The following is a 25445-nucleotide window of genomic DNA, read 5'->3' on the forward strand; positions in this document are numbered from 1 at the left end:
GTAAATTTGCAAGAGGCAATGAGGTGTACACAATTCAGATGGGGGATGACTTATGAAAACAAGTAAACGGATTATGGTATTTGCGATGTTGATCTTGTTATCCAGCTTTTTGTATCCATTTGGCTCTGTGGGAGGTGGTGCGGCTTCGGCCGCCCCTGCTTTTGCCAAAGGAGCAGATATAAGCTGGGTAGCAGGAATGGAAGCGCAAGGTATGACCTGGAAGGATAAAAAAGGGGTTCGCCGAGATGTGCTGCAAATTTTGCGGGACGATTATCAGATCAACTCGGTGCGTATCCGGGTGTGGGTAAACCCTGACATGAAGGATTATGGAAGCGGATACATGAATGCCGAAAAGGCAGCAGAACTGGCGCAGCGAGCTAAAAAATTGGGTATGAGCGTCATGCTGACGCTGCACTACAGCGATTCATGGGCTGATCCCGGACAGCAGAACAAACCTTATGCGTGGCGAAATCTTACATTTACGCAACTTATGGACGCGGTCTGGTCTCATACGGTTTATGTTATGAACACGGTGAAAAGCAAGGGGGTAACACCGGACTGGGTGCAAATCGGCAATGAAACGAACAATGGAATGCTCTGGGAAGACGGTAAAGCCTCGGTGAACATGAAAAACTACGCATGGCTCGTCAATACAGGGAATAATGCTGTAAAATCGGTAAGCAGCAGCACAAAAACGATCGTACACCTGGCAAACGGGGATAATGGCTCCACCTTAGCCTGGAATATTGGCGGCTTGATTGACAATGGAGCTCAGTTTGACCTCATCGGGTTTTCTCTGTATCCGTCTCCTTCGAACTGGCAGGGAAAAGTGAACCAGACGATTACCAATGCCAATGATCTCATTGCAAAATACGGCAAAGGTATTGTTATCAGTGAAATCGGAATGGAATATAATGAACCTGCAACCTCCAAGGCATTTATTGCCGACATCAAAACAAAGGTTCGCAGCATCGCGGGCGGCAAAGGCTTGGGAGTATTTTATTGGGAGCCGGCTGCAACCCCAGGTTATAATCAGGGCTATAACAAAGGTGCTTGGCAGGCTGACGGCAAGCCAACCTCAGCGCTGGAAGGCTTTATAAACTAAAGTACGTGACGAGTATGTCAAAGAACCTCTAATTCGCACAATGCGCAGAATAGAGGTTCTTTGTTTTCGTTGGTTTATTGAAGGTAGATCGTTAGGATTTCCGATTTACCTTGAAGAATGAAATAAGCTCTCCTAACTCCCCGGACATCAAGGTAAGCTTGTCTGAAGCTTTGACGATAGAAGCCATCGACTCAGCCTGTTCTCCAATGGTGTGCTCAATTTGTTTGCTGCTGTCTGCTGTTTTACTTACTGTGGAAGACAACTCGTCAGAGGTTGCTGACATTTCCTGCGTGCTGGCTGAAATCTGCTCTGTCGCACTGGATACCTCCTGAATTTGTGACGATACTTTATTGGCCGCATTCAAAATCTCCGAGAACATTTCGCCCGTCTGACGTGTGACTTCCAGCCCGATTTGAACTTCCTTCACGCCTAGACTCATTCCTTCCACCGTTTGTCCAATTTCCTTTTGAATTTCCCCAATAAGCTCGGCAATTTGTCTAGCGGATTCTTGAGATTGCTCAGCCAAATTACGCACTTCTCCTGCTACTACTGCAAAGCCTTTCCCTTCCTCACCTACTCTGGCGGCCTCAATGGAGGCATTCAGTGCGAGCAGATTGGTTTGGCTGGCAATGCCTGTAATGATGCTTACGATATTACTGATTTCGTTAGATCGGTTCTGTAGCGCATTAACGGAATCAACGGTTCTTTCTAATGTAGTGGAGATAGAATCCATTTGAGTAGATAGCTTTTGGGCTACCTGGTTGCCTTCTACCGAACGTTTTTCCATGGAATAAGCTTGATCTGCTACGGAAGATGAGCTTCCGGCAATGGTTTGGATAACCGTAGCCATTTCATTCATAGCCCGGGAGCTTTCAAGCGCAGCGTGATCCTGGGATTCAAGTCCTTGGGTTATTTCCTGAATATTGCTGTTAATGATGTTCGTATTCTCACTGTTTTTCTCACTAATACTTAGCAATTCCTGAGCTGATCCTGTAACCTCTTGCGTCGTATCCTGTACTTTTACCATCGTATCGTTAATACGTTTGATCATGGTATTAAACTTTTGATTGATAATGCCAAGATCATCCTGGCCTGTTTTGATGCTAACATTCAGATTGCCCTCGCTCACTTCCTCGATGCCCTTCATCAAGCTGCGAATCGGGGAAAGGGTACGTTTTACCAGTAAATATTGAATGGTTAAGAAAATAGCAAGGAACAGAATGAGCAGGGATACACCGTATAAAAGCAGTTTTTGAAGTCCGGCAGGTACCGAGCTTGCGTCTACGTCAAAGAAAATGGAACTCGTAATTTTACCGCTTGCATCTGTAATGGGATAAACAATGGTCGTCCATGTGCCATAATCGTCGGTGTAAAAGCTGCTCAACGCCGATTCTTTCGTTTTTAGCATTTCATTTACGGCGGTTGCATTTTCAATAGGAAGAGTATACATATCCCCTATGTTCAGTTTGGAATCCTGGAACGATTGAACCAAATTTGTGGGAACGCCAATAATGGAGGTTTGGTCTCCTTCTTTTAACTCTGTACCAAATATGTAAGCTTGGGCAACATTTGGATAAAAGGTGTGAATAGAGTCGAGAAATTTGCGTAGATCTTGCTGAACAGGGCCATTATAATCTTTTTCGGTCAAGGCTTGTTGCACTTTTGTTTTATCGACATCATTTGCCCATTTTTTGGTTAACACCTTAACCTGGTCTTGTAGCTGTGTGGTGAGAATGTTCTTTTGAAGGATGTAGCTGGATGTGATGAGAATCGTACCGATCAATACGATGTTAAGGAATGAAATCAATAGATTTTTACCAAAAAAGGACATAGTACTCCACTTCAAGTTTTTCACGTGCTTCTTCTCCTTTAAGTTGAACTATATTTTTAATATACAACCTATCCCTTATATATTTCGTCTATTTGCTTTCTAAATGTTAGGTATTTATTAAATTTGGAGAATATCGATTACATACTAGTGAAATATAGCGATAAAAACCGACAAATATTATTTTTTGATTTTATAAGGTTAAAATGGGATTTGAAGGATGAAATAAATTAGGAATTAAAATGATAAAAATATGACCTGTTGCCATGATGTTGCTTCCAATAATGAAGATGTCCACCAAATGGCTGGCGGACATCGGGTAATCAATCATTACTTTGCTTGTATGCAAGTTAACCTGATAATCTTAAACCAGGACCGTTTTTTTGCCATTCTGTTTAATGGGTCTATACTTGCAGTCCCACATTGCATCCCGAACCGCTTGGCGGATATCATCGGGCTGGTGACGTGCTATGCCATCCTGAACGGCAGCCTCTGCAACTGCTACAGCTACTGCTTCAGATACTTCACGCAACTCGCTGATTTTCGGTAGAAGGGAAGCTCCTGGCTGTGACAAATCGACTATATCGGCTACTGCATGGGCAGCGGCGGCAAACATGCTGTCTGTGATGATTTTGGATTTCACTACAATCGCGCCAAGACCTAGACCAGGGAATACGAAAGCATTATTGGATTGTCCAATTTCAAACTTAACATTATTATAGGTTACCGGTTCAAAAGGGCTGCCTGTTGCAATCAATGCTTTTCCTTCAGTCCAGCGGATCAAGTCTTCCGGAGTTGCTTCAGCCAGTGGAGTTGGATTAGACATAGGCATAATAATCGGATGTTCTGTATGCTTAGCCATTTCTTTAACGATTTCCTCACTAAATGCTCCGGTAACACCAGAGGTTCCGATCAAAATGGTTGGTTTCACCCGGCGAATGACTTCCAAAAGTGGAATTTTGCCGTCCTCCACACGTTCCCAATCACGATATTCTGCGGCGTCTCGTACATAAGGAACCTGGAATGGGAAAAGTCCTTCTGTTTCATTAGTAAGCAGACCGCGGTAATCATAAGCCCAGAAGTTACTTCTTGCTTCAGTTTCCGATAGTCCTTCCAGCATCATGGCTGCACTAATTTGATCTGCATTACCGATACCAGCGGCTCCTGGACCAAAGACCAAAACTCGATGCTTGCTCAGTGGGACACCAGACAGTTTGACACCAGACATAACACCTGCGAGCGTAACTGCACCAGTGCCTTGAATATCATCGTTAAATGTCAAAATACTGCTTCCGTATTTATTGATAATGTTCCGGGCGTTGACATTACCCAAGTCTTCCCAGTGCAGTAGCGCATTCGGAAAATAAGAAAGTGCAGTCTGAACATAGGTGTCAATAAATTGGTCATATTGTTCTCCGCGAACACGCTTGTGACGGTTCCCCATGTATAAAGGATCTTCCAATAGTATTTCGTTGTTCGTACCTGCATCAAGAACAACTGCCAGCACCCGGCTAGGATCAATACCGGCAGCGGCAGTATAAACAGCAAGCTTACCGATGGAGATATTAATTCCACCAACTCCCCAGTCCCCGATTCCAAGAATACTTTCAGAATCCGTGGCTACGATGAGGTCAATATCCTCAGGGTCCAGGTTCAAATTTTTAAAAGCTTCTTTAATGGCGGAAAGGTTACCAATAGATAAATACATACCGCCGGGTTTGTGATATTCATGACTGTATTCCTGTATAGCCTGACCGACCGTTGGAGTATAAACAATCGGAAGCATTTCGCTTAGGTGCTCGGAGAGCAAGCGATAGTATAGGACTGTATTCCGGTTAAACAGATCGTTTAACGCGATATTTTTACGCAAATTATCCGGTTGGCTCTGAAATTGCTCGTAAACCCGTTGAACCTGTTCCTCAATAGTCAATATGGTAGGAGGCAGGAGACCGTCAAGTCCAAGCTGCTGCCGTTCTTCAAGAGTAAAAGCCACTCCTTTATTCAGTAGTGGATTAGCCAGCAATTCCTTTCCGGTTAATTTGGTTTCGATAGAACCATCTTCAGTCAATTGAAAAGCACGCATTTCTAATTCCTTCTTTCTAAAAATTCCATTTGATTTTCATTATATTTTCGATGAATTTTATAAAATGTAAGTTATGTCATAGCGAAGCTACTGTTGAGATGAAGAGATTTTTATAATAGGTGGATAAAGTGAATGAAGAAGAGAGAAGGGGGATATACACAATAAGTCACTTGGAGTTTTAGCTATGAGATTTTTTTATTTTTAGGCAAACAAAAAAAGCCTTGAGTATCAAGGCTTTTTGACGTATAGGACGGATGGGGATCGAACCCATGACCCTTACCCTGTCAAGATAATGCTCTCCCGCTGAGCTACCGTCCTTCGGTTATTAAATAATATCATGTATTAACCATAAATGTAAAGTAGAAAAATAGAAATAAGCTTGTACTTCATCACCATTTATATATATAATTCAAATTTAGTGGGTTTGCAAATTGAAGCAGCATAAGGGGGAGCAGATGAATGGCCGCAGAAATTATCAGTGTGACGACAGAAGAACAGCTACAGGCAGCGATATTGATCCGTACCAAGGTGTTTGTCGAGGAGCAAAAAGTTCCTCTCAATCTAGAAATTGACCATTTTGACAAGCTGGGGAATACTGCACATCATTTGTTGATCTCTGATCATGGTGAGATGGTGGCAACGGGACGCTTGACCTATTATGAGGAAGATACAGCTAAAATGCAACGTATTGCGGTTCTCAAGGAGCATCGCTCCGGGGGGTATGGACGTATATTGCTGCTGGCTCTGGAGGAACGCGCACGTGAGCTGGGGATGCTGCATTCGCTGCTGGATGCTCAATGTCAAGCTGAAAAGTTTTACGGGAAGTTTGGTTATGAAACGATTTCGGAAGAGCCTTTTGACGATGCAGGTATTCCACATGTACGTATGCGCAAAAAGCTGTAGCTGGCAGCCCAAAGATGTATATAATTCTGCATAGGGTGCATGCTAGTAAAATTCCTCCACTATACTATGGATAAGGAGCGATGCAGCATGACTAATGTAGAACGGGAACAAATTACGGCAGTACGTAAAAACGGTGATGGTGATCTGACGTCATTTCAGACTTCTACCGGACGGGTTTTGGATTACAGTCAGGCTTTAAATGAAATTGAAGCAGGCTCGATTGAAGGGGTCAATGTTTTCAAAGCCAAGGACGGAAGCAAACGGATTCGCGGAGATGCAGATGGAGATCCTACGAATAATTTAGATCAGTTGCCGTTGTTCTGACGTTTATTTCAAGCATCTATCCCTAAGCACATAACTACACGCAAGTATATGGCACGTCGCCGGGCTCTTTTCCAGTTGGAAACCCGGCGGCTTTTTGCTTTCTCACTTTGAATCCAGTATTATTTTTGCTTTGTGCGTTCCAACTCCACAATGTTGTATACGCGCTGCTGCTCCAGAAAGGACATGACTCCAGCTTTTTCCTTGAATTGCTCCATATCGTCACTATAGTGCATGAGACGAATCCGCTCTTGAAGCTGGATTGGCAAGCTGAGCAGCTCGTCCAACGTCGTATGAACTTCTCCTGCACCCTGTAATTGAACCTCATGCAAAATGCTGCGACAGCCCCGCTCGTGTACCAGTTGATTCAGCAGGCCTGGATCAAAGGTCATATCCGCACTATAAAAAAGACGGTCATTAATGAACAGGGAGTAGCTGTCCTTACCAGGGATATGACGAGTAGGAATGAGTTCAACTTCGACGCCGGATATGAAGCTGGTGGATTCACCAGGCGTCAGTACGTTTACCTCAAACACATCCTCCAGCTTGCCAATCATTCCTTGCTGTGACATGCCCCCCTTGAGCGTATTTTCCCATAATGGATGAATTAGCGGTTCTGCGATACAAAGCACAGGTTTGCGGCCATGTAGGATATTCATTTGAAAGCCAAACTCTTCCAGACCCCCGACATGATCGGCGTGAATGTGGGTGATTAGAATGGCGTCAATTTCGGGTAATGGGACACCCATTTGGTGCAGAGCCAGCGAAGCGGTTGTTCCACAATCGACTAACAGCTTGCCTTCTTCACTGTCTAGCAGCGCGTTATTGTTGTAATAGCTTTTGGCAAAGGCATTGCCTGTGCCTAGCATTTGTATGGTCAGGCTCATTCGTATTTCACCCTCCAGGCTAAATGTGTATAAATCCTCTTCAGTCGTATCTTACCATTGATGCTGTTAGAAATTAAAGATTTTACGCCTTATCAAAAACTTTGGACAATTTGTGATGCCTAGCGCAACTTGTGCGGCTGAGCTAGGTATAAATGTACAACAGAAGGTTTTTAACAGATAATGATGGAGGGATATCTAGCGATGAAGTGGAGAAAAGTGATGGCCCTAGTGATGGCCTTTTCGATAATGGGAGGGACCGTTATTTCGGCGGAATCCGCCAAGGACCAAGTGAAGCTGATTATTAACGGTGAGGTGTCGAAGGATGGCGCGGTTGTCATTGATGGCAAAACGTATGTGCCCATTCGGGATTTTAACGGAATTGTCAGTTTTGATCCGTCCGGTGGAAAAGTTGTTTTTGACCAACCGAATGTACACATGTTCTTGTTCAAGGGCGATACGGTGTTCGGCAACGTGAATAAAGGCAACAAAGTGAAATTCAATGTATTCAGTCAAATTGATACACTGAAAGCGGATATCTCCGGAGTGAAGGTAGCGATTACCGACCCGACGGGTAATGTGAAAGATATTCAGTCTCAGGATATCAGCGGAGCACAAAAGGATAACTTTTGGTTCCGTACAAACGACTTTACGTATGATTTTAAAACAGCAGGGAATTACCGGGTCGGTTTCTACATTAAAGAAAGCAAAGATGGCAGCTATACACTGGTGTCCGAAAAAGTTATTACAGCGATAAATTAGGCATACCACAAATTGACCTGTACCCTTGATCATGTTACGATACGGGGGAAAATAAAACAATTTGAAGGTAGGTATTTCCATGAGTGATCACAAACATGAACACGGTGAAGCCTGCAACCACGATCATGACCACGAACATGAAGAAATGGTTCTTACGCTAACTGATGAAAATGGCAAAGATGTAGAAATGGTGCTGGTAGAGACCTTTGACGTAGAAAATCACGTTTACGCTCTCCTGCTGGAGCGCGGCAATCCTGAAGCAGACGGCATTATTCTTCGTATGGAAGAAGAAAACGAAGAAATGGTGCTTTACAATATTGAGGACGAAGATGAATGGAAACGTGTAGAAGAGGCATACAGCGAGCTGGTTGCCCAATACGAATAACATTAGATCTATCGGCTGTTACAACATTGTTAGCTGATGAAAAAGCCCCCATTTGGGGGCTTTTTTTGTTAAGCTTTTAAGATGCTTATAAGATTTTTCAAGCTTGTTACGGCTCAGGAGACTTAGGAAATGGCGTCCGTTTCGACGATAACCTTCACTTGATGTACCGTTCGATCCTCAGGCCCTTTAACAGGCAGGCCTACTTCCACATGATCGACAATATAATCAATATTGTCCTGTGAGATCACTTCGCCCGGCAGCAGGATCGGAATACCTGGCGGATATACATAAATGAATTCTGCAATAATGCGTCCAGCAGATTCCTTGAATGGTACCACTTCCGTATCTCCGTAAAAAGCGTCTCTTGGAATCAGGGAGAGCTGCGGGATATCCTGTATTTTTACATCCAGTTCATGCTGCTGACCTGTAGAATAATGTGTGGAGGCCAACTCACGCAGAGCTTTCAATAAAATCTCAATATCCTCTTTCGTATCCCCAGGGGTCACCAGACAGAGAATATTGTACATATCGCTAAGCTCAACCTCGATATTGTAGTTTTGTCTCAGCCAATTTTCCACGTCATACCCGGTAAGGCCCAAATGGCGGATATGAACCGTAATTTTGGTTGGGTCATAATCATAGGTAGCCTCCGTGCCGAGAATCTCACTCCCAAAGCAGTACAGCCCTTCAATCTTATTGACCTCTGCACGGCAATATTCAGCCAAGTCCAGAGCACGTTGTGCTATTTCATGACCGTTAAGCGCCAGGTTACGTCGGGATGTGTCCAACGAAGCCAGCAGAATATACGAAGTGGATGTCGTTGTCAGCATACTGAAAATCGTCTGCACACGCTGCGGATTGACGTATCCGTTTTTGGTATTCACATTCAGAATGGAGCTTTGTGTCAAGGAACCGCCCAGCTTATGGACGCTTGTAGCTGACATATCTGCTCCCGCCTCCATGGCGGACATTGGCAGATCAGGATGAAAATGAATCAGTACACCGTGGGCCTCATCGACCAGGACCGGCACATTATAGCTGTGAGCGAGATCTACAATTTCTTTCAAATCGGCGCACACACCGTAATATGTCGGGTTGATGACGAGGACGCCTTTGGCGTCAGGATGGCGTTCCAGTGCCCGGCGTACGGACTTGGTTGTAATCCCGTGGTGGATACCAAGATTCTCATCACTGACCGGAGATACGAATACAGGCTTTGCTCCAGACAATATAATGGCAGACATTATAGATTTGTGTACATTTCGGGGTACAATAATTTTATCACCTGGCAAGCAGATGGACATAATCATAGTAATGATAGCTCCACTTGTACCCTGTACACTGTAGTAAGTATAATCTGCTCCATAGGCTTCTGCTGCAAGCTTTTGGGCTTCTTCGATGACACCCGTAGGTTGATGCAGATCGTCCAATGGAGCGATGTTGATCATATCTATCGAAAAGGCATTATCCCCCATAAATTCGCGAAATTCCGGATCTGCGCCCACTCCCTTTTTATGACCTGGGATGTGAAATTGAACCGGGTTGCTCTGAGCGTGCTTTTTCAAAGCAGTAAAAAGCGGGGTGTTGCTTTGATTCATTAGTGTTGTCACAACCTTTCGTGCAGGATTTCGACAATCCTGGCAAGTGATAATAGAACAAAATTGAGTATAGCAGTTTAAAGTAGGAATGCAAGCGGTTGACGGTGCTTTTATTTGTAAATGAGAGGAGCATGGGGACAGCCCGGACTTCATGACAAAAAAAACGAAGGTAGAGGATGTGGGACAGATGAAGCAAATCGGAGGAGAAAAAAATCCTCGGCGGTTGTGGTCTCCCTTTTTTGCAGAATTATGGGTACTGGTATTTCTGGTTGAATTTATGAAGGGATCTCTTCTGGTAGCTATCCTGCCGGTATATATGGGAGAAACGCTCAGACTGTCAGCTGGAATCATCGGTTTGGCCTTTTCACTTCAATATTTTGGCGATAATGCGTTCCGGGCACCGGCAGGCTGGATAGCTGAACGGCTCGGTTACCGGGGAACGATGTCGTCCGCGTTGCTGTTCACACTTGTAGCGGTGATCATGCTAAGTGTGCTGACAGAGCCAGTGTGGCTCGTAGTCGCCTGTCTGCTGCTCGGTCTGGGCACTTCTCCGCTCTGGCCCTGTGTCATGACTGGAACGACTGAAATGTCCGGGCCTAATAACAGCAATGGTGCGGCGATGGGCACATTGGAAATTGCGTCCATGGGCGGAACTGGAATGGGGCCGCTTGTTATGAATTTCGCTATGGCACATTATGGTCATTCCTACGGAATGGTGTTTATGATTTTGACAGGATGCAGCATTGTGTTGTTGCTGGTCTCCCTTATGCTGCCCGGACGCAAAAAAACTGCTGACCAAGGAGCGCTGCAACGGAGCGCCTTGGTGTCCTCCGACGGTCTCGCGAAGCAAAAGGAGCCGCTACTGGGAGGAATCAAGGAAACTTTCAACTCTCTCAAAACAAAACTTGATGTAAACCCGTTAATTTACCCGGCGCTGTTTTTGCAGTCGTTTGTTATCGGTCTGATCAGCCCGGTATTGACGCTGTATGCCCGGACAGACCTCGGCATTTCGCCGAATCTGTACAGTGTATTTCTGATCGCGGGTGGCGGGGTGACGGTGCTGGCGCTTATTCCTTGCGGAAAGCTGGTGGATCGGCTGGGAACAGAGTATTTTCTGCACGCCGGTTTTTTGCTTGCCGGGATTACGCTGTTTTTCTTTTCCGCCGTCCGATCCATTCCACTTGTGTTCGTATCCGTAGCGCTCATTGGCTTGGGTTATGCGCTCATTTTACCTGCATGGAATACCTTCCTCGCTAAATTGATCCCGGAAAGCGAACGAGCGACGATATGGGGCTTTTTTCTGACACTTCAAGGCTCCGGCATGGTCATCGGTCCACTCGTTTCAGGAGTGCTGTGGGACCGCGCTGGACACACAGCTCCATTTATCATCAGCGGAGTTGTAATGCTGCTTATGTTCTGCTGTCATTTGGCTTTGGCGCGTAATCCGCACAGAAAGTCGGCCAAAGCCTGAATAGTAGCTTGTTTAGCTAATGTTGGTTACTCTTTCGAGAAGGCAATTTGGTACAGCGGCAGCAAACGCTCAAAAGTAGAGCGCACTGTCTGTAGCAATGCAGCTCCGTCACTGGCGAGTGGGTCGTCCCGGTCGATACGGATACCACACATGACCTCGGCTTTTTTAACCTGCTGCAGCTTGTCGATGATCGTTTGAAAATCCTTCTCGTCCATTTGTTTTTGCTCTGTACCTTCCGGAGCCATATGGTCCATGGACCAGTAAAAATGATCCGGTATGTTTGAGCGTACATCGCTCAGGCTGGCTTTAAGTGCCTGGGCAAACGTAGCTTTGTTCGGACTTTCATAAATAATCGCAAAAATGACGAATAGATGTGAAGCAAACATACCTACCTCAAAATGCGGTAACGCCTTGTATCCACGCTTATTCGCCGCCCAAGCTACCCAAGAATCCTTGGGTGGGTTTACTTTGCGTCGTGCATGCCTTGCAACATGAACGTGCATGGGCTCGCCGCACAGGTCCGTCAGGAAAGAAGCCAGCTCCGCACCAATCGCTTCTAGTTTGGGTCGAACCTGTTCAATCAGTACCTCCATGCGAGGCTCCAGCCCCGGTATTTCAAAAACATCAAAGTCCTTTGCAGTAAATCCACTGAATGTCATACCTTTTCCTCCTGTAACTGGGTTAAGCCATTTCGTGTGGCGCAATATGTCCGATTATAGCATAATGGCAGCAGGCTTGACCGACTTTAGGCCGGGTTTAGGATAAGCGTATAAGGCAAAAGTAGGATTGTGCGTTGTTACTCATAAAAATAGGTCAAATAACCAAGTACCCTTACATAAAATGAAGTATAAAATAGAGCAAGGGAAGATCAAGCGGGAAAGCCGCAGGCTTTGCTGTAGCCGGACTTCTTGAATCGGACTTGAAAAAGGAGGGAATGCCGTGAACAAGGGCTGCGAGGTAGAATATTGCAATTTGGAGCTCCGGTTTAGCCGTCGGCATATCCATAATCTGATCAAGGATTTGATATCGGAAGGATATTCGCTGTACTGGAGCGAGGATGAGTCATACCTGGTGCTGTCGGTAAGGACCGGACGTAAGCTGGTGAAGCTTCGTTTTCAACAATTGCGTACAGGGCACTACAAGTTGGCCGGAGATTATGTGATCCGCGACGCCAAGCTGGCGGAGTGGTTGGAAAAGCTGATTGGAAGCACCCGAGGCCATGCCATTGTCAAAAGAGTTAAGGACCATCATATTTTGGTGGAAAATATTTTGTTCGGTGAGGTCATTCGTCTGGTCGAGGTTACCGGTTTTAAGCAACGCGTTATTTATCAGAAGGGACCCGTGCTGTCAGCGCAGGAGATGGAGGAAATGTATATTTCCAATGAGGGAGAGACCCGACTGCTGCTGCTCAGAATGGAAGTGGATGATGAACTGGAGAAGCTTTTCACGGCAATGATAGAGGGAGATACGATCAGAGCCGAGAACTGTCATGAACGCCTGCAAGCGCTATCCCGCCAACTGCTGATGATGGAAGCATAATAATGCAGATTTAGTATAACCGAACACCTCATGAAAATGGGGTGTTTTGATCTGCGAATAGACAGGGGTTCACTTCTGACACCAAAAACGTTAAAATAGAATTGCACGTGTTCCGATTCACATAAAGTGTAATACGGTAAAGCGGCGATATAGAATAAAAAATATGTTGCAAAGGATGAGGAACCAGATGGCAAAACAGCAGATTGGTGTGATCGGCCTGGCGGTAATGGGTAAGAATTTGGCCCTTAATATTGAGAGCAGAGGCTTTACCGTCTCGGTATTTAACCGCTCTCCCGAAAAAACGCATGATCTTATCAAAGAAGCAGAAGGTAAGAAACTGACGGGTACTTTCTCCATAGAAGAATTTGTGAACTCACTGGAATCGCCCCGTAAAATCCTGATCATGGTTCAAGCTGGTAAAGCAACGGATGCCACGATTGAGCAGCTTGTGCCTCATCTGGACAAGGGCGACATTATTATAGACGGAGGCAATGCCTACTTCCCTGATACACAGCGCCGCAGTAAGGAGCTGGAGGAAAAAGGATTCCGCTTTATTGGTACAGGCGTATCCGGTGGCGAAGAAGGTGCCTTGAACGGTCCTGCAATTATGCCGGGTGGACAAGAAAGTGCCTACAAGCTGGTAGAGCCGATTCTGACAGCAATCTCTGCAAAAGTAGAAGGCGACCCTTGCTGTACATATATCGGTCCCGACGGTGCTGGTCACTATGTAAAAATGGTGCATAACGGTATCGAGTACGGCGACATGCAATTGATTGGTGAGGCTTATCACCTGTTGAAATCGGTCCTGAATGTGAATGCGGAAGAGCTTCATGAAATCTTCACAGAATGGAATAAAGGTGAGCTGGACAGCTACCTGATCGAAATCACGGCTGACATATTCTCCCAATATGATTCCGAAACAGGCAAACCAATGGTAGACGTTATTCTGGATGCAGCAGGTCAAAAAGGTACTGGTAAATGGACAAGCCAAAGCGCGCTGGATCTGGGCGTGCCATTGTCCATGATTACTGAATCCGTATTCTCCCGCTTCCTGTCTGCTATGAAAGACGAGCGCATTGCGGCAAGCAAAGTGCTGAGCGGTCCTAATGCTGAATCCTTCAGCGGAGACAAAAAAGAATTTATCGAAAGTGTACGTAAAGCATTGTTCGCGAGTAAAATTGTGTCCTATGCTCAAGGGTTTGCTCAAATGCGTGCAGCCTCCGACGAATACGATTGGGATTTGAAATACGGAAAAATTGCTATGATCTTCCGTGGCGGTTGCATTATCCGCTCGCAATTCCTGCAAAACATCAAGGATGCGTATGACCGCGATCCTGCTCTGAAAAATCTGTTGCTGGATTCCTACTTCAAAAATGTAGTAGAAACTTACCAAAACGCATGGCGTCAGGTGATTTCCGTGGCTGTATCTCAAGGTATTCCAGTGCCAGGCTTCTCCAGCGCGCTCGCATATTATGACAGCTATCGTACTGAGCGTCTGCCAGCAAACTTGCTGCAAGCGCAACGTGACTACTTCGGTGCGCATACGTTCAAACGTGTGGACAAAGAAGGCGTATTCCATCACCAATGGTTCTAATACATTGATGGATATGTAAGGATAGCATTGATGTAATACAACGGAAGTTTTTTTTACCCTTGTGGTAGAAGGAGCTTCCGTTTTTTGATTTCGTGAATGGGTAATTGGATGAGGATGAAGCTAGAGGATTGTGTAATCTTTTGGCGCTGTGGTATGATAAGAACAAGATATTTTAACGCATTACCGCGTCTAAGCTTTGGGTTGTGAAAAAAGACGGGAAGATCCCGTCTTTTGTGGTGAGCAGCATGTTACTGCTCTTGTGACCATTGCAGCATACCGCCGGTCATGTTAGTGCAGCCTTCATAACCGAGCTGTTGTAAATATTCGCAGGCTCGTTCGCTGCGATAACCGCTCCGGCAAATAAAGATAATTTCACCGGTACGTTCAATTTCCTCAAGACGATTCGGAATCTGTCCGAGCGGAATATGCTTGGCACCGTCAATCATGCCTTCCGCTACTTCTTCTGCCTCGCGAACGTCGATCAATTGCAATTGTTCTCCTGCTTGCAGGCGTGCGCGTAGCTCAGAAGGCTCAATCAGGGCGATTTGCGTCATGGCTGTACCTCTTTTCTAATGTAAAATGGGTGCTGCGTGTGTTATTGACGTGTGCAAAACATCACACTCTCTATGTATGATAGCGAAGCTATCTCTAAGCTGTCAATTGGGCTAATCCTAAAGACAGTAGAGACTAATCAATCTGATGGATTAAACTCCGGTAGACCTAAATGAATATTGTATATTTTTTTGGGTAGAGAAATGAACGCTACAGCTTGTATAATGAACGTAAACTAGGATGGTTTGAATCGAAAAGGAGCATGTACAATATGGATGTTATCGTTAGACCTACCCCTTCCTTGCAGGGAGAGATTGGGGCCTTGTCCTCCAAAAACTACACTACACGCTATCTGCTCACAGCGGCGCTTGCCGATGGACAAAGTACCATTTATTATCCGGCACATAGTGAAGACAGTGATGCTATGCGTCGTTGTATCGCTGATCTGGGGGCGGTGCTGGAAGAGGATGACGAAAAAATTGTCATTACGGGTTTTGGTAGCCATCCTCGTGCTGTGAAGGAGTTAAATGTGGGGAATGCCGGAGCGGTGCTCCGTTTTTTGATGGGAATTACATCCTTATGTCCGGATGTTACTTTCGTTAATACATATCCTGACTCATTGGGTAAACGACCACATGATGATCTAATTGATGCGCTGGGCCAATTGGGTGTGAGAGTGGACCATCGCGAAGGTAAGTTGCCAATTCGTATTCAGGGCGGTCAAGCTAAGGGCGGCAAAATTCAGGTGTCCGGTTCGGTTAGCTCACAATATTTGAGCGCTTTGCTATTCCTTACACCTTTACTGGAGGAAGACAGCGAAATCGAGGTGCTGCATGATCTGAAATCCAAGGTGGTTATTGGTCAGACGCTGGAGGTGCTCCAAGAGGCAGGTATAATCATTCATGCAAGTGACGATTATATGTCTTTCCGTGTTCCGGGACGACAATCTTATCAGCCGCGCACGTATACAGTGCAGGGGGATTACCCGGGCAGTGCCGCTGTGCTGGCAGCGGCTGCGGTAACGAACTCGGATGTCACGATTCATCGGTTAAAGGAGCAGAGCAAGCAGGGAGAACGTGCTATTGTAGATGTGCTTCGTATGATGGAAGTACCGCTGACACACGAGAACGACACCGTTGTCGTGAAGGGGAACAGCCGTTTGAAGGCAATCGAGTTTGACGGCGATGCTGCGACCGATGCTGTGCTGGCCATGGTAGCTGCCGCTGTATTTGCTGACGGTACGTCCCGTTTTTATAATGTGGAAAATTTGCGGTACAAGGAATGTGATCGCATTACCGATTATTTGAACGAACTGACCAAGGCCGGAGCTCGCGTGGAGGAACGTCAGGCTGAAATTATCGTACATGGCCGACCGGAGGGGGTCGAAGGAGGCGTTGAAATCAACGCGCATTTTGATCACCGTGTTATTATGGCATTGACGGTAGTCGGTCTGCGGGCCCAGAAACCGCTGGTGATCAAGGATGCGCATCATGTTGCCAAATCATATCCGCAATATTTTGACCATCTGACGACGCTTGGCGCCTCTGTGGAGTGGGTAAAATAAAAGTAAGCTTTGAAAGTGAACAGGAGGGGACAGGATGGCTTTTGAAAATCCGTCAAGAGAAGAGATCAAAAGCATTTTGGAACAAGTAGGCAACATTGCGGTTGTAGGTTTGTCTGATAAATCGGACCGGACCTCTTATATGGTGTCTTATGCTATGCAAAAGCGGGGATACCGGATTATTCCGGTTAATCCTGCGGCAGCAGGGCAAACGATTTTAGGAGAAACTTGCTATGCAAGTCTCGAAGAAGTGCCTGAGCCTGTGGAACTGGTCAATGTATTCCGTCGCAGTGAGTACTGCGCGGAGGTTGCTCGTGAGGCAGCTGCTATTGGTGCCAAGGTTTTGTGGCTTCAACAGGGCATTATCAGCCAGGAAGCCGCTGACATCGCGCAGGAGCATGGAATGAAGGTTGTTATGGATCGCTGCATTAAGGTAGAGGATTCCGTAACCCAAGCTGTACGCAAAGGGTAATCTGAACATGAAGAAAAACCTTCGCCCCGGTGAAATACGGGGAGAAGGTTTTTAGTGTGGAATTTTACAGGAATCCATATAATGTATGTATGCCATTTAAACGGAGTTATTCAGACCTTTAAAAGCGTATATAAGTATTTTTTATCAAGCAAGAGAATCGCTTTGACAAAAGTATTTATTCGGCTTACCATCAGGGATAGAAAGGAGAGGAATGCCATGAATTGGCTCGGATCCTTACAACAGCTTGGTCGTGCTGTCATGCTCCCGACGATGGTGTTACCTGCTGCTGCTATATTACTAAGTCTCGGTAGCCTTCCCTGGTCCACTTGGGGATTTCCAATGGTGTCTGATATGGCGAAGACGGCAGGGAACGGGATTTTTTATTTTTTGCCGTATTTGTTTGCGGTTGGTGTTGCACTGGGTATGTCGAATCAAGCAGGTCAGGCTGGACTGGCTGCATTGGCTGGTATGGCTATATATGATCAGGTCACATTGAGATTTGGAAACGGACTCATTCAACCAGCGACGCTCATTGGTATTATTTTGGGGATCATCTCAGGGGTGGCCTATAATCGCTTCAAAAGCATCAAATTGCCCGAGGTGCTTCAATTTTTTGGGGGTACCCGATTTGTTTTGCTGCTTATTGGCCTCTTCTCAGCTGTATTTGCAGGGCTCATGCTGATTATTGCTCCACTCATTCAGAAAGGACTGCAATTTATAGTAGGTCTGGAATCGAGCTTGGGCGGCTTTGGACTGTTTATCTACGGTATTCTATACCGGCTGCTGGCGGCCTTTGGTCTTCACCATCTGCTTAATAATATATTTTGGTTCCAACTGGGTACATATAAAACGCCGTCTGGCAACGTTGTGCAGGGAGATTTACCTCGTTTTTTTGCTGGCGATCCGACAGCGGGCTATTTCATGTCCGGTTTGTTCCCCATTATGATGTTTGCGATTCCTGCCATTGCGCTGGCGATTATTCAGGAAGCACGTGAAGACTTGAAGCCAAAGGTGCAAAAGACATTTTTGACTGCTGCCCTGGTCTGCTTTTTTACCGGTGTATCAGAACAAATCGAGTTTGCTTTTTTGTTTGCCGCTCCATATTTGTTCCTTGTTCATGCGGTTATGTCCGGTCTGGCCATGTGGCTTACCTTCGAGTTGGATATTCATCACGGTTTTTCATATTCAGCGGGTGTTATTGATTACGTACTCAATTTCCATCTGTCACATAACGCTTGGTTATTGATTCCGTTAGGGGTGGCGTATGGTCTGGTGTATTATGTGCTATTCCGCTGGGCGATTCGGAGGTTCCGTATTCCCACTCCAGGTCGCGAGGAAGGTTCAGTTCTGGAGGATTGGGCAGGCAATATTCCCTACAGCGCTCCGCTCATTTTGGAGGCGCTTGGTGGGAAGGAAAATATTGTTCGGGTGGAAGCCTGCATTACACGGTTGCGCCTCACCGTCCACAATGACCGGCTGATTGATACCGGAGCGATAAAAGCCTTGGGCTCGGCCGGACTCATCAACTTGGGCGGGGGAAATTTGCAGGTTGTATTCGGTACGTATTCGGAGCTGATTCGTGAGGAAATCGCGAAGCTTATGGAACGTGATCTTCCTCAAGTGTTGTTCAACGCCCCTGTGCATGGAAAAATGCTGCCAATTCACGAGGTGCCGGACAAAATTTTTGCAACGAAGCTGGTCGGAGACGGAGTTGCTTTTGTTCCCGAGCGAGGTGAACTTGTGTCTCCGGTGTATGGTACGGTTATGCATTTGTATCCGACCATGCACGCTTTGGGCATTTCTACACGAGAGGGACTTGAGGTTCTGCTTCACATAGGGATTGATACTTCACAGCTAAAAGGGAATTTTACTGCTATGGTAGAAGCAGGCGATACGGTGGAACCAGGGCAATTGCTGATCAAATTTGATTTGCAGGCACTGCGGGAACAAGCTCCATCTTTAGTGACCCCTATGGTCATTACGAATCCGGATCGTGTGAAGTCATGGAGCTTTGCTCCGTTTAAAACGGTGAAAAAAGGTCAGACCTCGGTAATGTCCGTTGTGCTGCATGACAGGAATGTTGGAGGGGTAGAAACATGATAGAAGGCATCGGCGCCGCCGCGGGTGTGGCAATCGGGAAGGCTTTTGTCCTGCCGAGCTGGGAGTGGGATTTACCTGAGCAGAAAATGGATGCGGTGGATCTCGCAAAGGAATTCGAGCGGTTGTATGAAGGGATACGCACATCCAAAAGTGAAATCCAGTTTATTAAGGATGAGTTTCGGGAAATGGTGGGACCGGAAGAATCCAGCATTTTTGATGCGCATCTGGCTATATTGGAGGACCCTGAATTCATGAACGAAGTTCGAGGAATCATCGAGCGTCAATATAAAGCAGCCGAGGTGGCTGTTAAGGAAGCAATTGACCATTTTGTGACAATGTTTGATCTGCTGGATGATGAATATATGAAGGAGCGGGCGATCGACATCAAGGATGTGGGGAATCGGTTGCTCAAGCATTTGCTGGGTGCGCCGGAAGTAACTCTTCCGAAGGACACACAGCCTTACATTCTGGTAGCCAAGGAGCTTTCTCCATCTCAATCGGCCCACTTGAATCCAAGCTATGTATTAGGAATTGTGACTATGAATGGGGGCAAAACATCGCATTCCGCGATCATGGCCCGTGCGATGGGCATCCCGCTCGTTTCGGGACTGGAGAGCAATCTCAATTTGCCTGTCCAGACTGGGGATATGATGGTTGTCGACGGAGACTTGGGTAAGGTTTATGTGAAGCCGGAGAAATCCATTATTGACCATTATACGGCATTACGTGATGAGCAGCTCCGCAGAAAAGAACAGCTTCAGGTGCTCGCTTCCGTGGAAGCCGTGACTAAGGATGGAACTGAACTGAGGCTGGCAGCGAATATCAGTTCTGTCAAGGAACTGGAGGCGGCATTGAAGCATGGAGCGCAGGGTGTTGGACTGTTCCGCACGGAATTTTTATATATGGATCGAAACTCTGCACCGGATGAAGATGAGCAGTATGAAGTGTATCGCCTGGTAGCAGAAAAGGCAGGAAATCACTCCGTTGTTATCCGTACATTGGATATCGGCGGGGATAAACCGCTGGACTATCTTCAACTGCCGGTGGAGGAAAACCCGTTTCTCGGCTATCGCGCTATACGCATTAGCTTGGATTGGAAGGAATTATTCAAGACACAACTGACAGCTATTTTACGTGCCAGTGCGGCAGGGAATATCAAGGTCATGTATCCGATGATCTCATCGGTGGAGGAGATCCGCCAGGCGGATGTGATCTTGAAGGAAGCTATGGCAGATTTGGATGCGAGAGGGCTTGCCTACAATTCACATATCCAGCAAGGGATTATGATTGAGGTGCCAGCGGCAGCAATGATTGCCGATCTACTCGCTGCTGAAACAGATTTTTTCAGTATAGGCACGAATGATCTGGTACAGTATGTGCTGGCCGTAGACCGTATGAACGAGCAGATTGCCCATATGTACCATCCATACCATCCGGCTGTGCTGCGGATGCTGCGGATGACGGCACTGGCGGCTCATCAAGCGGGGATTGATGTGAGTGTGTGTGGTGAAATGGCAGGAGATGAACGCTCCATTCCCTTGTGGCTGGAGTTGGGAATACATCAGCTAAGCATGTCTCCCCAGTCCTTGCTGCGAGTTAAGCATCGTGTGCTGAACACGTCCACAGCTGAGGCGAGGCTGGTTGCCCAGGCGTGCTTCAGTATGTCTACCGGCGCGGCGATCGAAGACAAGCTTACCGCAGTTAGTGTCAGTTGTATTTCAGTCGGGCCTGGACGGCAGTAATCCTGCAATGGTTGTATAGCTTGTTTTGGAATAAAAAAACACCTTCAAAACCATGATAACGTGGCGATTTTGAAGGTGTTTTGCTCATTTTACTGGACTGTCTTATTGCTTTGCATTGTTTGCCAACAGATCGCAGAACGCTTTTCCATATGGCGGAAGGTCAGGCGGACGGCGGGCAGATACGATATGTCCGTCTGTCACGACAGCTTCGTCCTTCCAGATGGCTCCTGCGTTTTCCATATCATCACGGATGCCCGGTGTGGATGTTACGGTGACACCGTCCAAAATTTTGGCGGAGATCAGCACCCAGCCTGCGTGGCAGATCTGCCCGATGGGTTTGTGGGCGGCATGAAACTCCTGTACAAGTTGAATCACTTTGGGATAGCGGCGCAGTTTATCCGGCGCCCAGCCTCCGGGGACAAGAATCCCGTCATAATCGCGGCTGTTCAATTCCTCAAAGGCGTATTCCGCTTCAGCGGGTACGCCATATTTTCCAATATATTTTTTACCCTTTTCAGCACCGGCCAAATGCACTTCTGCTCCTTCTTCACGAACGCGGTACACGGGGTACCATAGCTCCAGATCCTCGAATTCCTCATCTACCAGGGCGATAACCCTTTTTCCGGCAAGTCTTGACATCTAACCATCCTTTCGTGCGTCACTTGATGATACGCTGTTTTATATCTGTACCTATACATCTTAAGAAAAAGAGCGCCGGAAGTCCATTCCTCTGTACATTCTCATAAATTGACTAGCTCTTTTAATACTAGCAGCACCATTTCGCGACCCACTAAACCTTTGGTAATTTGTTCATAGCTGCAATCTGTGGAAGGATTTGAGGTCCCAAAGTCGAAATTTAAGAGGGTATGAAAAATTTTATAGAGTTAACAAAACTTTTATAGACTAGTAGATAGATATATCTGGATTCTGATGAAATCCTCATATAGCTTGATCCTACGTAATGAGGTGGTTAAATGCATAAGCAATGCCAATGCGGTAAACCGATGGGGCTGGAGTTAAGAAAGGTAGTTTATGCGGACAAGGTTGAAATTTTACATGTTCCCGTATTTTCATGCCCTTCATGCTTCTCCAGTAAGGTTTTGCAGCATGTAACGAAGGACATTAAGGAGCTATTGCAAAATTTGGGGAGGAAGCCTACGGCTCGGCGCATTTCCTTTGCCCGTAATAACGAGCTGGCTGAAATTATTCGCAGGCTGGTGCTGGAGGAAGCGGACAATCCCAATGTGGACTGGCAATCCTCTTTGGAGGAGCGAATGGAGCTTCGAATCAATCTGCTGCTGGACCTTTATCGTTATGCGAGAAGTCTGGGAGATGAGGATTGGATGAACGATGTACAGAAAAGATTGGGGCAATTATCCGGTTTTACCAGTGAATCTGTGTTTATGAATACAAAAAACTAAAAAAGATGAAAATTTTCATGGTCACCATTGGATTTTACATGTTCTTTTTGTTAGGATGTGAATAGGACATACGACAATACGAGGAAAGGAATGTATATCCAATGGCGACGATGACAAAAATGACTACTGTTCAACAATTAAATGCGGCGCTGGAAGCGTCATCAGACAAGGCATTGCTTCTTTTTAAACATAGCACGCGCTGTCCGATTAGCTCTTGCGCACATCAGGAACTGGAGTCCTATTTGCAAGACACTCCCAACGAAAATATTGAATACGTTATCATTTATGTAGTAGAAGACCGGCCGGTGTCCAATGAGGCTGCGAACAAGCTCCAGCTGCAGCATGAATCACCGCAGGCCATTTTGATCAAGGGCGGAGAGGCTGTCTGGCATACATCCCATTCGAATATCACTGCGCGTGCGTTTCACGATCATTTGGTATAGATATAATGAGCGCTGTCGTTGCATAAAGTGGTATTTTGTCGTATCATAGTTCTAATTAGTTGTTCTAGGATTCGGTTGAAAATTTATTGGCAATGGAGAGAAGGAATTTGACGGTAACGATCTATGATGTAGCTCGCGAAGCTGGTGTCTCAATGGCGACAGTGTCCCGTGTAGTTAACAATAATCCTAACGTAAAGCCTCAGACACGCAAGAAGGTATATGAAGCGATTGAGCAATTGGGATATCGGCCTAATGCGGTGGCTAGAGGTCTGGCCAGCAAGAAGACAACAACCGTCGGCGTGGTTATCCCTGATATATCAAACTCAATTTTCGCAGAGATTGCGCGGGGCATTGAGGATATTGCGAATATGTATCACTATAACATTATTTTGTGTAATGCCGATAAGAGGAAAGAAAAAGAGATTCGTGTCATCAATACGCTGCTCGAAAAGCAGGTTGATGGACTTCTGTTCATGGGTGGCACAGTAACGGACGAGCATATTCAGGCCTTTCATACGGCTGCGGTTCCTATCGTTCTGTGCGCAACGAGTGATGAGAAAGGCAGCTACCCTTCGGTTGATATTGACCATGAAGCCGCTGCTTTTGATGCTGTGAATACATTGATCCGCCACGGGCACCGTCAAATCGCGATGATTAGTGGTACTCTTCAGGACCCTGCGAATGGCTATGCACGTTTCCAAGGCTACAAGAGAGCGCTGGAAGCAGCAGGAATGGAATATCAGGAAGATCTCGTGCGAATCGGGAACTATCGTTATGAGTCCGGTGTGGAGGCAATGAAGTATTTCCTGGGCCTCAAGAAGAAGCCAAGCGCAATTTTTGCGGCTACGGATGAAATGGCAATTGGTGCGATTCATAGCATTCAGGATGAAGGCTTGAAAGTACCGGACGATTTCTCTGTCATCAGTGTGGACAATATCCGTATGGCTTCCATGGTTCGTCCGCAGCTTACAACAGTAGCGCAACCGATGTACGATTTGGGTGCAGTAGCGATGCGTTTGCTGACCAAGCTGATGAAGAAGGAAAATGTGGAAAATCCCCGCGTTATTTTGCCGCATGAGACGATTTTGCGGTTGTCCGTTAATTATTTAGACTAGACAAATTTGTTAACAGGATAGACCTTTGATGAAAGCTCCTTTTATGGAGCTTTTTTCGTGAATACATAGTCCATAATGCACATCATTAAACAAAGAATAGAGGGATTTGAGATGAGCCGAATTTATGGATTAATTGGTGCCATGGATGAAGAAATTGAGCTGCTGCTTGCTGCAATGACTGAAGCTAGTAAGTCGGTCAAGGCTGGAATCACCTATACAAAGGGAGTCATTCACGGTCAACAGGTTGTCGTATGCAAGTCCGGTGTAGGTAAGGTCAATGCTGCGGTAACGACACAAATCCTTATCGATAGCTTTGGAGCGGAACAAATCATATTTACAGGAGTGGCAGGGGCGGTGCATCCGGATTTAAATATTGGGGATATCGTGATCTCCTCGACGTGTATGCAGCATGATATGGATGTAACACCTTTGGGTTACGCCAAAGGGATCATTCCTTATCAGGATACCTCGGAGTTTGCAGCTGATCCTGATCTTGTTCGCCTGGCTGAGCAAGCCTGTCAATCCTTCGGCGATCGTTATATTATCGGCAAGGTGCTTTCCGGTGACCAGTTTATCGCCAGTCGTGAGCTGGTAGCTGCATTGCATCAGGAGATGGACGGTGCTTGTACCGAGATGGAGGGTGCAGCAGTGGCTCAGACAGCCCATATGAACGCTGTGCCTTACGTGGTCCTCCGCTCTATGTCTGATAAGGCAGACGGATCTGCCCACGTTAATTTTGGCGAATTTACAATAGAATCTTCCCATCGTTCGCATCGGATTGTGGAGTATATGCTGAAGTATTTGTCTTAAATGGAAAATAGTATAATATTTAATACATGAACCTTCTCACAAACCGGATACGATCAAACTGTTCCCGTGACGTGAGGGGGACATCCTCTCCCATCGGACCATTAGGCAATTCGCCGGGTGGGAGCATATTTCAGGATCATCCGTTGCGTACCAGATCATATCCACGGTTTTCATCAGACGTTCCATCATGCGGCGGTATTCCCATACAGAGAGACCGCTGCCTTTTAAATCCCAATGCCAATAGTACTCAGTCGTAAAAATAATATAGGATTCCAGTTGTCCGTCCTCAAAGGCGACACGGATCATTTGGCTTCCCAGACCCAGTCCGCGATATTCGTCGGCTACCTCAATCGCTCCAAGCTCCAGCAGGTCCTTCATTCCGGCTTCCGACCAGCGTTCCATCTCATCCGGATAGTGAAAAGTCACATATCCGAGAATGGTTTCCCCATCATGAGCGATGATAATCCTGCCTTCCGGCAGTCCCGAAATATCCACCAGCGCGTCGAATTGCTCCTTCGGCTTGCGAAAGGCGTCCAGTTGTGGATGCATTTGAAATGAACGCAGTTGGTCAGCGGATACGGGGCCTTCTAAGTAGATCTTTTGCCCGTTATGACTCAGCGTGTCCAAATGGTGCAGTTTTAAATGCTGCATACATGTGCCTCCTTGTTTACTGTGACCTAGCTCTCCATATCCCCTACTTATAGCAAAAAAACAAATAAATGAAAAGGATGGTCGTCACATCCTCACCTATGATAT

At 46.2% G+C, this 25445-nt stretch carries 23 protein-coding genes, 1 tRNA gene and 1 pseudogene; 16 read left to right on the forward strand and 9 right to left on the reverse strand.

Translation table 11 applies throughout. The features are described 5' to 3' along the window. The first annotated feature begins 52 nt into the window (after positions 1 to 52). Entirely contained in the window at positions 53 to 1105 is a 1053-nt protein-coding gene (locus ACIFQM_RS11620; protein WP_430041935.1) for a glycoside hydrolase family 53 protein, read from the forward strand. A 91-nt stretch (positions 1106 to 1196) separates the two neighbouring features. Here ACIFQM_RS11620 and ACIFQM_RS11625 read toward each other — a convergent pair whose 3' ends face one another. The 3 genes from ACIFQM_RS11625 to ACIFQM_RS11635 all read right to left on the reverse strand — a co-directional run bounded on the left by ACIFQM_RS11625 (position 1197) and on the right by ACIFQM_RS11635 (position 5334). Then, positions 1197 to 2960, reverse strand: a complete 1764-nt coding sequence (locus ACIFQM_RS11625) for a methyl-accepting chemotaxis protein (protein WP_430041938.1) — start codon at positions 2958 to 2960, stop codon at positions 1197 to 1199. Between the two features lie 337 nt (positions 2961 to 3297). Continuing rightward, positions 3298 to 5016 carry an NAD-dependent malic enzyme gene (locus ACIFQM_RS11630; RefSeq protein ID WP_430041939.1) on the reverse strand — a complete coding sequence of 573 codons (1719 nt, stop codon included), beginning with the start codon at positions 5014 to 5016 and terminating at the stop codon, positions 3298 to 3300. Positions 5017 to 5262: 246 nt separating this feature from the next. After that, positions 5263 to 5334: transfer RNA gene (locus ACIFQM_RS11635), tRNA-Val, on the reverse strand. 141 nt (positions 5335 to 5475) lie between these two features. Between ACIFQM_RS11635 and ACIFQM_RS11640 the strand changes: the two genes are divergently transcribed. Next, on the forward strand, positions 5476 to 5919 hold the full coding sequence (locus tag ACIFQM_RS11640) for a GNAT family N-acetyltransferase (RefSeq protein ID WP_430042081.1): 444 nt from the start codon (positions 5476 to 5478) through the stop codon (positions 5917 to 5919). Positions 5920 to 6006: 87 nt separating this feature from the next. After that, positions 6007 to 6243, forward strand: coding sequence for a DUF3892 domain-containing protein (locus ACIFQM_RS11645; RefSeq protein WP_430042083.1), 237 nt, complete (start codon positions 6007 to 6009; stop codon positions 6241 to 6243). Between the two features lie 119 nt (positions 6244 to 6362). On the opposite strand, the gene ACIFQM_RS11650 is transcribed toward ACIFQM_RS11645, so the two are convergent. Beyond that, entirely contained in the window at positions 6363 to 7127 is a 765-nt protein-coding gene (locus tag ACIFQM_RS11650; protein WP_430042085.1) for an MBL fold metallo-hydrolase, read from the reverse strand. Positions 7128 to 7328: 201 nt separating this feature from the next. Here ACIFQM_RS11650 and ACIFQM_RS11655 point away from each other — a divergent pair, with 201 nt between their 5' ends. Continuing rightward, the gene (locus tag ACIFQM_RS11655; protein WP_137063656.1) at positions 7329 to 7886 is read left to right on the forward strand and encodes a copper amine oxidase; all 558 of its coding nucleotides are present in this window, start codon (positions 7329 to 7331) and stop codon (positions 7884 to 7886) included. 79 nt (positions 7887 to 7965) lie between these two features. Beyond that, positions 7966 to 8271 (forward strand): DUF1292 domain-containing protein, encoded by a 306-nt coding sequence (locus ACIFQM_RS11660; RefSeq protein ID WP_025684269.1) that lies wholly within the window; start codon positions 7966 to 7968, stop codon positions 8269 to 8271. Between the two features lie 122 nt (positions 8272 to 8393). Here the strand turns inward: ACIFQM_RS11660 and ACIFQM_RS11665 are convergent, their stop codons facing one another. Then, positions 8394 to 9869 carry an aminotransferase class I/II-fold pyridoxal phosphate-dependent enzyme gene (locus ACIFQM_RS11665; RefSeq protein WP_430042087.1) on the reverse strand — a complete coding sequence of 492 codons (1476 nt, stop codon included), beginning with the start codon at positions 9867 to 9869 and terminating at the stop codon, positions 8394 to 8396. A gap of 187 nt (positions 9870 to 10056) precedes the next feature. Here ACIFQM_RS11665 and ACIFQM_RS11670 point away from each other — a divergent pair, with 187 nt between their 5' ends. Further along, positions 10057 to 11340 (forward strand): MFS transporter, encoded by a 1284-nt coding sequence (locus ACIFQM_RS11670; protein WP_430042239.1) that lies wholly within the window; start codon positions 10057 to 10059, stop codon positions 11338 to 11340. Positions 11341 to 11366: 26 nt separating this feature from the next. Here the strand turns inward: ACIFQM_RS11670 and ACIFQM_RS11675 are convergent, their stop codons facing one another. Beyond that, complete coding sequence (locus tag ACIFQM_RS11675; protein ID WP_430042089.1) at positions 11367 to 11999, reverse strand: YktB family protein; 633 nt, start codon at positions 11997 to 11999, stop codon at positions 11367 to 11369. A 280-nt stretch (positions 12000 to 12279) separates the two neighbouring features. Here ACIFQM_RS11675 and ACIFQM_RS11680 point away from each other — a divergent pair, with 280 nt between their 5' ends. Both ACIFQM_RS11680 and gndA read left to right on the forward strand, forming a co-directional pair. Next, positions 12280 to 12879: a hypothetical protein gene (locus tag ACIFQM_RS11680; RefSeq protein WP_430042092.1), complete on the forward strand. Its 600-nt coding sequence runs from the start codon at positions 12280 to 12282 to the stop codon at positions 12877 to 12879. Positions 12880 to 13066: 187 nt separating this feature from the next. Beyond that, positions 13067 to 14473, forward strand: coding sequence for an NADP-dependent phosphogluconate dehydrogenase (gndA, locus tag ACIFQM_RS11685; protein ID WP_044648633.1), 1407 nt, complete (start codon positions 13067 to 13069; stop codon positions 14471 to 14473). A 248-nt stretch (positions 14474 to 14721) separates the two neighbouring features. On the opposite strand, the gene ACIFQM_RS11690 is transcribed toward gndA, so the two are convergent. Further along, positions 14722 to 15027 (reverse strand): rhodanese-like domain-containing protein, encoded by a 306-nt coding sequence (locus ACIFQM_RS11690; RefSeq protein WP_430042094.1) that lies wholly within the window; start codon positions 15025 to 15027, stop codon positions 14722 to 14724. A 269-nt stretch (positions 15028 to 15296) separates the two neighbouring features. Between ACIFQM_RS11690 and aroA the strand changes: the two genes are divergently transcribed. From aroA to ptsP, 4 genes are all read left to right on the forward strand, one after another. Further along, entirely contained in the window at positions 15297 to 16589 is a 1293-nt protein-coding gene (gene aroA / locus ACIFQM_RS11695) for a 3-phosphoshikimate 1-carboxyvinyltransferase (RefSeq protein ID WP_430042096.1), read from the forward strand. A 34-nt stretch (positions 16590 to 16623) separates the two neighbouring features. Then, a complete protein-coding gene (locus ACIFQM_RS11700; RefSeq protein ID WP_430042098.1) occupies positions 16624 to 17058 on the forward strand; it encodes a CoA-binding protein in 435 nt (144 codons plus the stop codon). A 216-nt stretch (positions 17059 to 17274) separates the two neighbouring features. After that, the gene (locus ACIFQM_RS11705; protein WP_430042101.1) at positions 17275 to 19158 is read left to right on the forward strand and encodes a glucose PTS transporter subunit IIA; all 1884 of its coding nucleotides are present in this window, start codon (positions 17275 to 17277) and stop codon (positions 19156 to 19158) included. Further along, entirely contained in the window at positions 19155 to 20900 is a 1746-nt protein-coding gene (gene ptsP / locus ACIFQM_RS11710; RefSeq protein ID WP_430042103.1) for a phosphoenolpyruvate--protein phosphotransferase, read from the forward strand. Before ACIFQM_RS11705 ends, ptsP begins: the two co-directional genes overlap by 4 nt. 102 nt (positions 20901 to 21002) lie before the next feature. Here the strand turns inward: ptsP and ACIFQM_RS11715 are convergent, their stop codons facing one another. After that, on the reverse strand, positions 21003 to 21539 hold the full coding sequence (locus tag ACIFQM_RS11715; RefSeq protein WP_430042104.1) for a type 1 glutamine amidotransferase domain-containing protein: 537 nt from the start codon (positions 21537 to 21539) through the stop codon (positions 21003 to 21005). A gap of 335 nt (positions 21540 to 21874) precedes the next feature. Between ACIFQM_RS11715 and ACIFQM_RS11720 the strand changes: the two genes are divergently transcribed. The 4 genes from ACIFQM_RS11720 (at position 21875) to ACIFQM_RS11735 (ending at position 24689) form a co-directional block, all read left to right on the forward strand. Further along, on the forward strand, positions 21875 to 22321 hold the full coding sequence (locus ACIFQM_RS11720; protein WP_430065611.1) for a hypothetical protein: 447 nt from the start codon (positions 21875 to 21877) through the stop codon (positions 22319 to 22321). Positions 22322 to 22422: 101 nt separating this feature from the next. After that, positions 22423 to 22764 carry a bacillithiol system redox-active protein YtxJ gene (gene ytxJ, locus ACIFQM_RS11725; protein WP_430042107.1) on the forward strand — a complete coding sequence of 114 codons (342 nt, stop codon included), beginning with the start codon at positions 22423 to 22425 and terminating at the stop codon, positions 22762 to 22764. A gap of 107 nt (positions 22765 to 22871) precedes the next feature. After that, positions 22872 to 23879: a catabolite control protein A gene (gene ccpA, locus ACIFQM_RS11730; RefSeq protein WP_044648625.1), complete on the forward strand. Its 1008-nt coding sequence runs from the start codon at positions 22872 to 22874 to the stop codon at positions 23877 to 23879. 111 nt (positions 23880 to 23990) lie between these two features. Continuing rightward, complete coding sequence (locus tag ACIFQM_RS11735; RefSeq protein ID WP_430042109.1) at positions 23991 to 24689, forward strand: 5'-methylthioadenosine/adenosylhomocysteine nucleosidase; 699 nt, start codon at positions 23991 to 23993, stop codon at positions 24687 to 24689. 19 nt (positions 24690 to 24708) lie between these two features. Here the strand turns inward: ACIFQM_RS11735 and ACIFQM_RS11740 are convergent. Next, a pseudogene (locus tag ACIFQM_RS11740) lies at positions 24709 to 25340 on the reverse strand (GNAT family N-acetyltransferase). Positions 25341 to 25445 lie beyond the last annotated feature (105 nt).

The organism is Paenibacillus sp. NRS-1782 (assembly GCF_050467685.1).
In the GTDB taxonomy this organism is placed as follows: domain Bacteria; phylum Bacillota; class Bacilli; order Paenibacillales; family Paenibacillaceae; genus Paenibacillus; species Paenibacillus terrae_A.

Coding starts and splice junctions, on each gene's coding strand:
- ACIFQM_RS11645 (WP_430042083.1), top strand. CDS start 6,007: ATGACTAATGTAGAACGGGAACAAATTACGGCAGTACGTAAAAACGGT.
- aroA (WP_430042096.1), top strand. CDS start 15,297: ATGGATGTTATCGTTAGACCTACCCCTTCCTTGCAGGGAGAGATTGGG.
- ptsP (WP_430042103.1), top strand. CDS start 19,155: ATGATAGAAGGCATCGGCGCCGCCGCGGGTGTGGCAATCGGGAAGGCT.
- ACIFQM_RS11655 (WP_137063656.1), top strand. CDS start 7,329: ATGAAGTGGAGAAAAGTGATGGCCCTAGTGATGGCCTTTTCGATAATG.
- ACIFQM_RS11660 (WP_025684269.1), top strand. CDS start 7,966: ATGAGTGATCACAAACATGAACACGGTGAAGCCTGCAACCACGATCAT.
- ACIFQM_RS11620 (WP_430041935.1), top strand. CDS start 53: ATGAAAACAAGTAAACGGATTATGGTATTTGCGATGTTGATCTTGTTA.
- ACIFQM_RS11665 (WP_430042087.1), bottom strand. CDS start 9,869: ATGAATCAAAGCAACACCCCGCTTTTTACTGCTTTGAAAAAGCACGCT.
- ACIFQM_RS11675 (WP_430042089.1), bottom strand. CDS start 11,999: ATGACATTCAGTGGATTTACTGCAAAGGACTTTGATGTTTTTGAAATA.
- ACIFQM_RS11715 (WP_430042104.1), bottom strand. CDS start 21,539: ATGTCAAGACTTGCCGGAAAAAGGGTTATCGCCCTGGTAGATGAGGAA.
- ACIFQM_RS11690 (WP_430042094.1), bottom strand. CDS start 15,027: ATGACGCAAATCGCCCTGATTGAGCCTTCTGAGCTACGCGCACGCCTG.
- ACIFQM_RS11640 (WP_430042081.1), top strand. CDS start 5,476: ATGGCCGCAGAAATTATCAGTGTGACGACAGAAGAACAGCTACAGGCA.
- ACIFQM_RS11720 (WP_430065611.1), top strand. CDS start 21,875: ATGCATAAGCAATGCCAATGCGGTAAACCGATGGGGCTGGAGTTAAGA.
- ytxJ (WP_430042107.1), top strand. CDS start 22,423: ATGGCGACGATGACAAAAATGACTACTGTTCAACAATTAAATGCGGCG.
- ACIFQM_RS11705 (WP_430042101.1), top strand. CDS start 17,275: ATGAATTGGCTCGGATCCTTACAACAGCTTGGTCGTGCTGTCATGCTC.
- ACIFQM_RS11630 (WP_430041939.1), bottom strand. CDS start 5,016: ATGCGTGCTTTTCAATTGACTGAAGATGGTTCTATCGAAACCAAATTA.
- gndA (WP_044648633.1), top strand. CDS start 13,067: ATGGCAAAACAGCAGATTGGTGTGATCGGCCTGGCGGTAATGGGTAAG.
- ACIFQM_RS11735 (WP_430042109.1), top strand. CDS start 23,991: ATGAGCCGAATTTATGGATTAATTGGTGCCATGGATGAAGAAATTGAG.
- ACIFQM_RS11670 (WP_430042239.1), top strand. CDS start 10,057: ATGAAGCAAATCGGAGGAGAAAAAAATCCTCGGCGGTTGTGGTCTCCC.
- ACIFQM_RS11700 (WP_430042098.1), top strand. CDS start 16,624: ATGGCTTTTGAAAATCCGTCAAGAGAAGAGATCAAAAGCATTTTGGAA.
- ACIFQM_RS11650 (WP_430042085.1), bottom strand. CDS start 7,127: ATGAGCCTGACCATACAAATGCTAGGCACAGGCAATGCCTTTGCCAAA.